6 protein-coding genes are annotated in these 13,287 nt (G+C 62.1%); all 6 read left to right on the plus strand.

The annotated features are described in order from the left end of the window. The first annotated feature begins 160 nt into the window (after nucleotides 1–160). Entirely contained in the window at nucleotides 161–6,100 is a 5,940-nt protein-coding gene (locus HT585_RS29450) for an Ig-like domain-containing protein (protein ID WP_176356339.1), read from the plus strand. A 125-nt stretch (nucleotides 6,101–6,225) separates the two neighbouring features. Further along, nucleotides 6,226–7,977, plus strand: coding sequence for a type I secretion system permease/ATPase (locus tag HT585_RS29455; protein ID WP_176356340.1), 1,752 nt, complete (start codon nucleotides 6,226–6,228; stop codon nucleotides 7,975–7,977). 2 nt (nucleotides 7,978–7,979) lie between these two features. Then, nucleotides 7,980–9,284 (plus strand): HlyD family type I secretion periplasmic adaptor subunit, encoded by a 1,305-nt coding sequence (locus HT585_RS29460; RefSeq protein ID WP_176356411.1) that lies wholly within the window; start codon nucleotides 7,980–7,982, stop codon nucleotides 9,282–9,284. 449 nt (nucleotides 9,285–9,733) lie between these two features. Continuing rightward, nucleotides 9,734–11,296, plus strand: coding sequence for an ABC transporter substrate-binding protein (locus HT585_RS29465; protein WP_176356341.1), 1,563 nt, complete (start codon nucleotides 9,734–9,736; stop codon nucleotides 11,294–11,296). A gap of 59 nt (nucleotides 11,297–11,355) precedes the next feature. Then, on the plus strand, nucleotides 11,356–12,327 hold the full coding sequence (locus HT585_RS29470; protein ID WP_176356342.1) for an ABC transporter permease: 972 nt from the start codon (nucleotides 11,356–11,358) through the stop codon (nucleotides 12,325–12,327). 9 nt (nucleotides 12,328–12,336) lie between these two features. Beyond that, nucleotides 12,337–13,287, plus strand: a complete 951-nt coding sequence (locus tag HT585_RS29475; RefSeq protein WP_176356343.1) for an ABC transporter permease — start codon at nucleotides 12,337–12,339, stop codon at nucleotides 13,285–13,287.

Consider the following 13,287-nt stretch of genomic DNA (forward strand, 5'->3'; position numbering starts at 1 on the left):
GGAGCCCGGCGATGTGGGATGAAACCGATGGCAGCCATCGGAAAACGCTATGGCTGTTTTACGTTTTGTTAAGCAACTGTCATCTGCGCGGTAAGCGTGGCGGTTAACGGTGACGCACGGCCAAGAGCCGATCCCGTTCACCTTTAGAGAGAAAGCCGACATGACTTCCTCCCCCAATTCGATTGCGACTCCGATCCAATCCTCCCCCGATTGGCTCCTGAACATTCCGCGCGTGCAGGCCCAACAGGGCATACTCGTGTCGCCCGGTGGCACCGGCACCGTGTCGTCCTACAGCCTCGTCTATGACGTCTATTTCCCGTCCGCCGGCTCCAGCGGCTGGATCCCGTTCCTGCAGACGGACGTCACCAACACGTCGGACGGCGACATCTTCGGTAAGGTCGGTGGCGAGAGCTTCGGCCTCGGCATCAACAGCGATTATCGCGGCTCTGCCAAGCTCGATGCCTGGAACCGCATCGGCCTGACGATCGACAAGGACACCAGCGGCGGCGTCTCGATGAAGAAATACATCAACGGCGATTTTGTCGCCGAACAGAAGATGACCGGTTCGCTGGCTGCCCGCTTCACCATCGACAAGGCTAAGGGCTTCCTGATCTTCGCCGACGAAGACGGCGAAACGTCATCGGGCTACCTCAGCAACTTCCTCTTCATCGAAAAGGTCCTGACCGGTTCGGAGCTGTCGGCGCTCGGCAAGGCCAAGCCGGAGGGCATCGTGCCGGACGCGCTGAAGACCGACGCGCTCACCTCCAACGGTACCGAGTTCCGTTTCGGTGAAGGCTCGACCACGCCGGCCTTCGGGCAGGGTTCCCTCAGTGGCCAAGGCACCACCGTGACGACGACGACGCCGGCATCGGCCGGCATTCCGGCCGTCGGCCAGGACACGACGAACCCCAACCCGGGCTCCGTCGTTAAGACCTTGGCCATCAAGGACATGATGGTCACGCCGGATGCGGCCAATGTGACAATCGACCTGTCGCAGCACTTCTCCGGCGATAACCTGACCTTCACGGTGCAGAACAGCAAGGGTGAAGTGCTGAATGCCGTCCTCACCAACGGCAACAAGCTGGTGCTGGATTTCGCCGCACTCGGCCATTCCGACGTCCGCGTAACGGCAGCCGATCCTGCCGGCCACGTTGTCACCGACGATTTCCGCGTCCGCGTCGCTGGTGCGAATGCCTATACGATCGCCGTGTTCCCAGACACCCAGGACTACACGTCCAACGATGGCATCAAGCACTTCTTCGGCGACATGACTCAGTGGCTGGTCGACAACCGCCAGAGCCACAACATCGTCTTCATGACCCATGTCGGCGACATCACCCAGAACAACCTTTCCGGTCAGTGGGACATTGCAGAAGCAGCCCTTCGCAAGCTCGACGGCAAGATCCCTTACGCGCTCCTGCCGGGCAACCATGACCAGGCGAACGGCGGCAATGCCGCAGACCACTCGTCGATCCACCTCGATCAGCGTTTCTCGCCCGACAAGCAGACGGCGACCAATCCGGGCACCTTCGGCGGCGCCTACGATCAGGAACTGATGAGCGCCCGCAACACCTACAGCACGTTCACGGCGCCTGACGGCACCAAGTGGCTGTCGATCTCGCTCGAGTTCGGCCCGCGTGACGACGTGATCCGTTGGGCAGGCGATGTCATCGAGGCCCATCCCGACTATCGCGTCATGCTCGCCACCCACTCGCTGACGAGCTATGCCGGCCGGCAGGACAATCTTGCCCTACCGCTTTATGACGAAGGTGCCGGCTACGATTATGGCATGCGCAGCGACCAGCGCGGCGCCAATGATGGCGAATATGTTTCGCGCGAACTGCTCGCCCGCTACCCGAACATCGTCATGACCTTCTCCGGTCACATCTTCGGCGATGGCGCTGAAACCGACATCACCTACAACCAGTATGGCGAGCCGGTGTTCCAGTTCCTGGTCAACTACCAGAACGGCGTGTCGCGCGAGATCACCGGCAACGGCAACGAGGCCAAAGGCAACAACGGCGGCAACGGCGCCATCCGCCTGATCACCATTGACCCCGACAACAACCGCATTTCCACGGAAACCTACTTCACCGGCTTTGACGACTACCTCGACGGCTTCCGCACCAAGCCGGAACTCGATCGTGACGGCCTGACCGGTTACTACCGTGGCCATCAGGAAGTGTTCGAAAACATCGACGTCAGCGGCGGCAAGGCCCGCGCCATGGCCGAAGCCGGTGACGACATCATCGCCGACGCTGCGGCCGGCGCCTCTTCCGCCAATGTCGCGCTGTCCGGCGCCAAGTCGCTGCTGCCGGCAAGCGTCAAGAGCTGGGTATGGACCAACGAAAATGGCGATGTCGTCGCCGAAGGAAAGGACGCCCGCGCCGAACTGGAACTTGGCAAGCACAAGCTGACGCTGACCACGACCGACTTCAACGGCATCAAGACCAGCGACACGGTAGACGTCATTGTCCGCGGCGACCGTACGCTGCTGGTCGAGACCTTCAACGACGGCAATACCAATGGCTGGGCGACCGATATCGGGGCTGCTAACGGCAACACCGGCAACTTCCTGCTCAAGGGAACGGTCTTCTCGCGTCCGACCGGAGCAGTCGGGCTTGCCGCACCGGAGGCAGCGCTCTTCGATCAGAGCGATGCCGCCCGCAACAAGCTGGTCTTTGTCGGCGAAGGCTCGTCCACCTGGACGGATTACGTCTTCGAGGCATCGCTGACGCAACTCGACAACGACACGATCGGCGTTCTCTTCTACTACAAGGACGCCAACAACCACTACCGCTTCACGCTCGATGGCGAGACGAACCGTCGTCAATTGGTCAAGGTTGCCAATGGCGTAGAGACCATCCTTGCATCGGTGAATGAAGGTTCGCCCTACAACATGGAAATCCCGCTGACGGTTGCCGTCACCGGCGGCGTCATCAACATTTTCCTTGGCGACAAGAATGTCTTTGCCGGGCCGGTCACTGACACCAGCGCACCGCTTTCCGGCGGCACGGTCGGTCTTTACTCCAGCGGCCAGCGCGCTTCGGTCTTCGACGACATCGTCGTCACCAGGGCAGACACGACGGCAAAGGCCGGCATCGACCAGCGGACCTACGACATCGACGGCGACGGCAAGGCGTCCGTGAAGCTCGACGCCTCGGGCTCTTTCGGCCCGAAGCAACTGGTCGACTACGTCTGGACCGACCTTGCCGGCAATGTCATCGCCAGCGGCAAGACTGCCAACGTCAACCTCGACACTGGCGTCAACAAGCTGCTGCTCAAGGTGACGGCGGTCGACGGCTCGGTTTCGACCGACCGTGTCGACATCACCGTCGTCGACCGCAGCAAGATCCTGGTTGCCGAAGACTTCTCGTCGCCGCAGGCCCTGTCGCGTTTCAATATCGTCGATGAAGGCGAACTTGGCGGCATGGGACCGGATGGCAAGGCATCCGAATGGCTGCTTGCCGACGGCAAGCTGGTGCAGACGACGGGGCTTGCAAGCCGTGAGCTTACCTGGTCAGGTGCTACCGCCTCGGATCTGTGGAAGCGCGGCTGGAGCCCGCTCGGCGATGGTGTCAACGTCCTTCGTCTTGGCACCTACGCTCTGTTCAAGGACCCGGCAGCCCTTGCCTGGACCGACTATGCGGTTGAAGCGACGATCCAGACGCCGGACAAGGACGGCCTCGGTTTCCTGTTCCGCTACAAGGACAACAAGAACTACTACAAGCTAGAGCTCGATGCCGAAGGCATGCTCGACCGCAGCCCGGGCAATGGTGCCGGCAGCATCTTCAACCTCGTGCGCATGAAGAACGGCGTCGAGGAAATTCTGGCTCAGGTTCCGGGCAAATATGAGCCCGGTCAGGCGATGAAGCTGCGCGTCGAAGTCGTCGGCGACAAGATCACCGCCTTCCTCAACGATGAAGCCCTCTTTGCCTATCCAGTTGGCGACCGTGGTCTCGATGCCGGTACCTTCGGCCTCTATTCCTGGGGCAATGCCGGGCTCACCTTCGACGATCTGACGGTCGTCGATCTGAAGTCGGGCCTCGAAGGCGGCCAGGTCATCAACGGCACCAATGCCCGTGACATGCTGGTCGGCGGTGAGGCCGGCGAGTCGATCTATGGCCTTGGCGGCAATGACACTCTCATCGGCAACGGCGGCGACGATCGCCTCGATGGCGGTGACGGCGACGATACCCTGTTGGGTGGCGCCGGACGTGACGCGCTTGCCGGCGGCAAGGGCAACGACGTGCTGATGGGCGGCGAGGGTGCCGACATCATTGCCGGCGGTCTCGGGGATGACGTAATCGAAGGTGGTGCCGGCAACGACGTGCTGGTCGGCGGCGACGGTTCCGATACCTACGTCTACGGACGTGGTGAAGGCTCCGACGAGATCGTCGAAACGGCAACGGCAGCAGGAGACAGCGACGTTCTCGTCCTGCACGACATCGCCCGCGGCGAAGCGGTCCTCCATAAATACGGTGAGGCAGTCGAAGTCGCGTTTGCCAATGGCGAAAAGCTGACCCTGAAGGGCCAGCTTGCCGGCGGCGGCGTCGAGCTCGTTACCTTCGCCGACGGCACAGTGATGAACCGGGCAGCGATCGCCAACGGCCTCGTCAACCGTGGCCCGCTTGCTGCAGCCGATACGCTTGCCGCGATCGACGAGGACGCACCGTCCTTCGTCATCCCGTTTGCGAGCCTGCTCGCCAACGACAGCGATGCCGACCTCGATCAGTTGAAGGTGACCGGCGTCACCTCGGTCGTCGGCGGCACCGCCACCGTCGAGGAGGGCGGCATTCGCTTCACGCCTTCCGCCAACTTCAATGGCGAAGCCTCGTTCCGCTACCAGATCTCCGATGGTCGCGGCGGCTCGAGCGAAGCCGGCGCCACCTTCACCGTCAAGCCGGTCAATGATGCGCCTGTTGCTTCGTCCCTGACCGTCGAGACGAACGAAGACACGTCGGTCAGCGGCACGATCGCGGCAGCCGATATCGACGGCGATACGCTCGCCTACGCCGTCAAGACGGGGACCGGGCCGGCCAATGGCAGCGTCACTGTTGACGGCAGAACCGGCGCCTGGACCTATGTTCCAGACGCCAATGTCAACGGAACGGACAGCTTCACGGTCGTCGTGTCCGACGGCAAGGGCGGAAGCAGCGAAAGCACTGTCAGTGTCACGATCAAGCCGGTCAACGATGCGCCGGTGGCTGTCGCCGATACGGGGGTCGTTGCCGAGAACGAAACCGCCACGTTCGACCTCGTTGCCAACGATACGGACATCGAAGGCGACCGGTTGACGCTCGTCGGTTTCGCGGTCACGGCCGTTGCCGGCCTGGCATTGACGAACGCGCAGGCGGCTACGGCCTTCTCGATCGTCGACGGCAAGCTCGTCGCCGATCCGTCCTCCGCCTTCCAAGCGCTGCAGGACGGCGAGGCCGCCACGGTCAACGTCACCTATACGGTGCGTGACGCCCAAGGTGGCGAAACGACCGGTACGGCCACGATCAAGGTCGACGGCTACACCGAGTACAACGTGGTCGAAGGCACCGATGGTAACGACACGCTGGTCGCCACCGACGGCAAGGACATGATCGAGGCCGGCAACGGCAACGACACGGTGCTGGCAGGCGATGGCAACGACATGGTCGATGCAGGTGCCGGCAATGACCGGGTGGTCGCCGGTGACGGCAACGACGTGGTCGAAGGCGGTGCCGGCAACGACATCCTGATGGGCGGCGCTGGCAACGACGTGCTCAGCGGCGGCTCCGGCAACGACCAGCTCAATGGCGGTGCGGGCAACGACACGCTGAACGGCGGCACGGGCAATGACGTGCTGACGGGCGGTGCGGGTGCCGACACCTTCGTGTTTGCCGCCGGCGATGGTCGCGACGTGGTGCTGGACTTCCAGGCCGGTGCACATGGCGACGACATAGTCGTGCTGTCGAAGGATGTATTCGCCGATTACCAGGCGCTCCTGTCCTCCGGCGCGTTTACCGATGGTGACGCCGGTGCGCAGATCGCGTTCGATGACGGGTCGTCCATCACCTTCAACGGTGTGAAGACGGAAAACTTCGTCATCGACGACTTCCGCTTCGCCTAACCAAAACGAGGGGCGCACCATCCGGTGCGCCCCTTTTTGCGCGGCGCGGGCTTCAGTCCCTTCAAGCATGTCATCCCCTTGTGATGCCTGCCTGTTACCGCCGCGATCTCAACGGATCAGGGACCATGCGCGACAGTTCTTCCAATGGAAATTTCAGCCAGTTCAAGGGCGTATTCGCCGGTTGCGCCAGCGCCTTCGTCGGCATCGGCCTGATGAGCGCCGTCGTCAACGTGCTCTACCTCACCGGATCGCTCTTCATGATGGAAGTGTACGATCGTGTGCTTCCGAGCCGGAGCCTGCCGACGCTTGTCGCGCTTCTCGGTATCGTTGTCGTGCTCTACGCCTTTCAGGGTCTATTCGACGCGCTGCGCGGGCGGCTCCTGGTGCGCATCGCCGATCGGCTCGATCAGGCGCTATCGCCAAGGATCTACGATGCAATCGTCGGGCTGCAGCTGCAGGTGCCGATCAGTGCGCGTTATGCTCAGCCGTTGCGCGATCTCGATACCATCCGGGCCTTTCTGTCCGGCAGTGGGCCGACAGCCCTCTTCGATCTGCCCTGGCTCCCCTTCTATATTGCCATCTGCTTCGCCTTTCATTTCTGGCTGGGCGTCACCGCACTGGCCGGTGCGATCATCCTGGCGTGCATCACACTGTTGACCGAACTCGTTTCGCAACGGCCGGTCGAAGAGGCCGCGCGCCATTCCTCCAAGCGCAACCGCATGGCCGAAAGCGGTCGCCGCAACGCCGACGTGATCTCGGTGATGGGCATGGGTCCGCATCTGAGGCGCCGCTGGCAGGAGGAAAACCGTGCCTTCACCCGCGAGCAGCGACAGGCAAGCGATATCTCCTCGGGTTTCGGCGTGTTGAGCAAGGTGCTGCGCATGATGCTGCAGTCCGGCATTCTTGCGGTCGGCGCCTGGCTCGTCATCAACGAGCAGGCGACCCCCGGCATCATCATCGCCGGCTCGATCCTGTCTGCCCGGGCGCTGGCGCCGGTCGATCTGGCGATTGCGAACTGGAAAGGCTTCATCGGCGCACGCCAAAGCCGTCGGCGCCTGCAGAAAACATTGGCGCTCTTGCCCGACGCGATTGATCGCATGAATCTGCCGGCACCGAGCAGCACACTTTCCGTCGACCGCGTCAGCGCTCTTCCGCCGGAAACGACGGAAGCCGTCCTGCAGGACGTCACCTTTACGCTTGAAGCCGGAACCGGGCTCGGCGTCATCGGCGCCAGCGGCTCCGGCAAGAGTTCGCTTGCGCGTCTGCTCGTCGGCATCTGGCGCCCGGCGCGGGGCGCGATCCGGCTCGATGGTGCAACGCCCGACCAATGGCCGGCAGCAGCGCTTGCCCGCCATATCGGTTACATGCCGCAATCAATCGAGCTCATCGACGGTACAGTCGCCGAGAACATCGCCTCGTTCGATCCGGATGCCGGGCCCGACGACATCATCGCCGCCGCCCGCGCAGCCCGAGTACACGATCTTATCGTCAGTCTGCCTGAGGGTTATTCCACCGAGGTCGGTGAAAATGGCCGGCCGCTCTCCGCCGGCCAGAAGCAGCGGATCGCACTGGCGCGGGCGCTGTATGGGAACCCCTTCGTCGTCATTCTCGACGAGCCGAATTCGAACCTCGATTCCGAAGGCGAGGAGGCATTGACCTCGGCGATTCTTAGCGTCCGGGAGCGCGGCGGCATCGTCATCGTCATCGCCCACCGACCGAGCGCTCTGCTGGCGGTGGACAAGGTGCTGATGCTTGCCGCCGGCCGCCAGCAGGCCTTTGGCCCGAAAGACGAAGTTCTCTCCAAGGTCCTGAGGCAAACGACCGGCAATCCGGGTGCGCTCAAGGTCGTGCAATCCGCAGAAGCAGCAAAGGCATGAACATGGACGATTGGCAGACACTCAGACGATCGATCCGCACCCATCTCATTGTGGGCGCGCTCGGATTTGCCATCTTGGTCGGGCTCTTTGGCGGTTGGGCGATCGGCACGGAAATCGTCGGGGCGGTTATCGCTCAAGGCTCAGTCGTGGTCGAGAGCAGCCTGAAGAAGGTGCAGCACCCGGTCGGTGGCGTCGTCAGCGATCTGATGGTGCGCGACGGCGACCGGGTCAAGGCGGGAGATGTCGTCATGCGCATCGACGCGACGATGACCAGAGCCAATCTGGCGATCATTCTGAAGAGCCTCGACCAGTTCGCCGCCCGCAAGGCGCGACTGGAAAGCGAGCGTGACCGCACGGAGCGTGTTGTCTTCCCGCAGACATTGCTGTCGCGCGTCGATGATCCGGAAGTGGCGGCGATGATGCGCGCCGAACAACGCCTCTATGAAAGCCGCAGGGATGTGCGCGAAAGCAAGAAGCGCCAACTCGAACGCCGTGTACAGCAGCTGAACGACGAGATCCGCGGTATGGAAGCAGAGCGCACCGCCAGCAGTCACGAGCGCGTCCTGATCAACGAGGAGCTTGGTCGTTACACCTTCCTGCATGACAAGGGGCTGATGGAAAAGAGCCGGCTTAGCACGCTCGAGCGGCAGGCAACCGATATCGACGGCGAGATGGGCCGACTGCTTGCGGGTGTCGCCGGCGTGCATGAGAAGATCGCCGAGACATCGCTGCAGATCATTCAGGTCGATGAGCAATGGGCCGAGGAGGTTGGAACGGACCTGCGCGAAATGGATGCCCGTATCGGCGAATATGTCGAGCGCAAGGTGGCGGCCGAAGACCAGCTGAAGCGGGTCGATATCGTCGCACCGCAGAACGGCATTGTCCATCAGCTCGCCGTTCATACCGTTGGCGGTGTGGTCGCGCCGGGCGAGCCGATCATGATGATCGTGCCTGACATCGACAAGCTCGTCGTCGAGGCCAGGGTCGCACCGCAGGACATCGACCAGATCTATTCCGGACAGAAGGCGATCCTGCGTTTTTCCGCCTTCAGTCAGAAGACGACGCCGGAAATCATTGGCGCGGTCGAGCGGGTATCAGCTGACGTGTCGGTCGACCAACGGACGGGTGCGAGCTTCTACGTCGCGCGCATCGCCATCACATCCGAACAGATAGAGAGGCTCGGCAACGTCTCGCTGATGCCCGGCATGCCGGTCGAGACGTTTATCACCACGGGCGAGCGAAGCGTGGCGTCCTATTTCATCAAGCCGCTGATGGACCAGGTCAGCCGGGCGTTCCGCGAGAGCTGAGCCCTTCGCTACGCGATCTGTCGGCTGGTGCCATTAAAAAAGCAGTCCGTCCCATCTGGTCACCCGGCCATGGTGGGGCGGGCTGTTTGGTATTCTGGAGGGGATGTCGCGGCAACATTCCCCCGGACTACCGCCCTGCTGTTGTTTGCATTGGACCCGTTGAGGTCGGTTCGTCGGGCCTCCGAATACGACATTCTGCCTGGAAAAGCGATTTAGCCGGCAATTTTTCGCGCCAGAATTGCAAGATTTCGACACACCAAAGCCACTGAATTTGCATGGTTTTCCCCTTGAAAGTCGAGTTTGCCATTTCTTGCCAACATAATTGTCGACAAAATAGTTGACATTAGCGCCAACAACTTCAAATCTAGCGTCGTCAGCCTCCAGCGATCGAAGGATCGCGGACCGATCGGATCGGCACGGCGACGAATGGGAAAAACAGAGGGAACCACATGAAACTGAGAAAGCATCTCCTTGCGGGGTTGGCATTCGCCTTTCTCGCCTCGACGGCACAGGCCGAAACGCTGCGCTGGGGCAGCCCGCGGGATATCTTCTCGCTTGATCCGTATTCCTACGGCAGCACATCGAACCTCGCCTTCCTCAATCACGTCTATGAAGGCCTGACGCGGTACACGCCCGAGTTCGTCGTCGAGCCGGCCCTTGCCACCAACTGGGAGCTGGTTTCCGAAAAAGTCTGGCGCTTCCACCTGCGCAAGGGCGTAAAGTTCCAGAACGGCGCCGATTTCACCGCCGACGACGTCGTGGCCTCGATGGCCCGTGTCAGCCACCCGACCTCGCCGCTGCGTGGCAACATCCCGGCCTATGTCTCGACCACAAAGGTCGACGACTACACGGTCGATATCGAAGTGAACACGCCGAGCCCGCTGTTCCTCAACGACATGACCAACATCTTCATGTTCGACAAGGACTGGCTGATCGAGAACAAGTCCGAACTGCCGACCGATGTCGGCGGCAAGGTCGAGGGGTACACCACCTATCACACCAACGGCACCGGCCCGTTCATCGTTGAATCGCGCGTTCCTGACAGCAAGACCGTGCTCGTCAAGAACAACGGCTGGTGGGACACGCCGAAGCACAATCTCGACCGCATCGAATTCACCCCGATCACGTCGGCTGCGACCCGCGTCGCCGCGCTGCTTTCGGGCGAGATCGATCTCACCGACGGCGCACCGGTACAGGACCTCGACCGGCTGAAGAGCGATCCGAACATCAAGGTCGTCGAGCGTTCGGACCTGCGCACGATCCACCTTGTCTTCAACCGCAAGGACAAGCTCAACGACGGCCGCGACAACTTCTTCAACGACATCAAGGTCCGCCAGGCGATCGATCATGCGATCGACCGCCAGCTGATCTTCAAGCGCGTGATGCGTGGCAAGTCGCATGTGGCTGGCACCATGGTTGCGCCCGAGATCCCGGGCTACAGCGCCGAGCTCGACGTGCCGACCGCCTACGATCCGGAACTGTCGAAGAAGCTTCTCGAAGAAGCGGGCGCCGTCGGCACCGAGTTCACGCTCGTCTGCATGAACGACGAAAGCGTCAACGAGGAAGACGTCTGCAGCGCACTCGTATCGATGCTGTCGCGCGTTGGTCTGAAGCCGACGCTCGATATCGGTCCGCGCGCCGTTCAGGCGCCGAAGCGTGCCGGCGGCAAGTCCGATGCCTACATGATCGGCTGGGCCAACGAGCCGACGCTCGATGCCTACTCACTGCTGATCCAGGTGCTTTCGACCCGCGAAGGTGCGGCCGGTGTCGCCAACTACGGCGGCTGGTCCTATCCCGAACTCGACGCCATGGTGAAGAAGGCCGCCGTCGAAATGGATCGCGACAAGCGTCTGGCAATCGAGACCGAAGCGCTGAAGTTTGCCAAGGATCAGGTCATCATGATCCCGTTGCATCAGCAGCCGATGGCCTGGGCGATGTCCAAGGAAGTGACCGATGTCACCATCCGCGCCGACAACAAGCCGCGCCACTGGCTGACCCGTATAGGCGATTGAGCCCACATTGCCCCGGCAGAGCTTGCTCTGTCGGGGTTTCTCACTGAGCGGGAAACCCAATGATTGTCTTTCTGATCAAGCGGCTGGCCAATGCCGTGCTGGTCATGCTTGCCGTCGCGCTGATGGCCTTCATGATCTTTCGTTTCGCCGGCGATCCGGTCGAACTGATGGCCAACGAACAGATGTCGCAGGCAGATCGTCTGGAGCTGCGCGAAAAGCTCGGCCTGAACGATCCGTTCGTGACCCAGTATGTGCGCTTCGTCGTCAACGCGGCGCAGGGCGATTTCGGTATCAGCTACCGCAACGGCCAGGACGTGATGACGCTGATCGCCGAACGTTTCCCGGCGACCATCGAGCTGGCTCTCGTCGCCACGGCCCTGTCGCTTCTGATCGGCATCCCGCTCGGCGTGCTGACCGCGATCCATCGCGGCCGCTGGTACTCGGAAGGCCTGCAATTCGTCAGCATCATCGGCGTCTCGCTTCCGAGCTTTGTCGTCGGCATCCTGCTGATCCTCGTCTTTGCCGTCTCGCTCGGTCTGGTCCCGGCCTTCGGTCGCGGCGACGTCGTGCAGATCGGCTGGTGGAGCACCGGCCTGTTGACCGCATCCGGCCGCGCTTCTCTGCTGTTGCCGTCCTTCGCGCTTGCGCTCTACCAGATCACGCTCGTCATGCGGCTCGTTCGCGCCGAGATGATGGAAGTGTTGCGTTCCGACTTCGTGAAGTTCGCCCGTGCCCGCGGCGTGCCGCGGTGGCGTATCAATTTCCGGCATGCGCTTCGTAACTGTCTGATGCCGGTCGTGACCATGACTGCCATGAATGTCGGCTCGCTCATCGCCTTCGCGTTGATCACCGAAACCGTGTTCCAATGGCCGGGAATGGGCATGCTGTTCATTCAGGCAGTGACCTTTCTCGATATCCCGGTGATGGCAGGTTACCTGTGCATCGTCTCCTTCATCTTCGTCACGCTGAACACGCTGGTCGATATCGCCTACGCGGTTATCGATCCCCGTCTTCGCGATGCCACACGCTGAGGCCGCTCCATGACTGACCAGGCTCAGGAAACTCCCTCGACAGCCAAGATCGGCCGGCTCGCGCGCTGGCGCCAGAGCGATCTCTGGTGGTCTTTCACCCGCAGCCCGTCGGCAATCGCTGGCGCGCTGATCCTCACGCTCCTCATTCTCGCGGCGCTTGCGGCACCGTTGATATCGCCGCAGAACCCGTTCGATCCGGCGCAGCTTGATCTCTGGAACTCGGAACTGCCGCCGATCTGGCAGGCCGATGGCCAGTGGCCCTTCATCCTCGGCACCGATACCCAGGGCCGCGACATGCTGTCGGCCATTCTCTACGGCTCGCGCATCTCGATCCTGATCGGCGTCTGTTCGGTGATACTGTCGCTGACCGTCGGCCTAAGCCTTGGTCTCGTCGCCGGCTATTTCGGGGGCATCGTCGATAACGTCCTGATGCGTATCGGTGATGTTCTGCTGTCGATCCCGACGATCCTGATCGCCATTCTCGTCAGCGCCGTCGCCCGTCAGATGTTGCCTCCCGAACTGCGCGACGTCGGTTCGGCAGCCGTTCTCGTGCTGGCGATCACGCTCAGCGCCTGGGTGCAATATGCCCGCACCGTGCGCGCGCAGACCATCGTTGAGCGCGGCAAGGAATATGTGCAGGCGGCCCGCCTCCTCAAGACGCCGGCGCGGCGCATCATGCTCAACCATATCCTGCCGAACACGCTGACGCCGATCATGGTTGCCGCCACGCTCAACTTCGGCATGGCGATCCTCACGGAAGCGACGCTCTCCTTCCTCGGCATCGGCATGCCGCCGAGCCAGCCGAGCCTTGGAACACTGATCCGGCTCGGCAATCAGTTCCTGTTCTCCGGCGTCTGGTGGGTCGTGCTCTTCCCGGTGCTGCAGCTTTGCCTTCTCGTCGTCTCGGTCAACCTTCTGGGTGACTGGCTGCGCGACGCGCTTAATCCGAAACTGAGGTGA

This window comes from Ensifer oleiphilus, from assembly GCF_013371465.1.
In the GTDB taxonomy this organism is placed as follows: Bacteria; Pseudomonadota; Alphaproteobacteria; order Rhizobiales; family Rhizobiaceae; genus Ensifer; species Ensifer oleiphilus.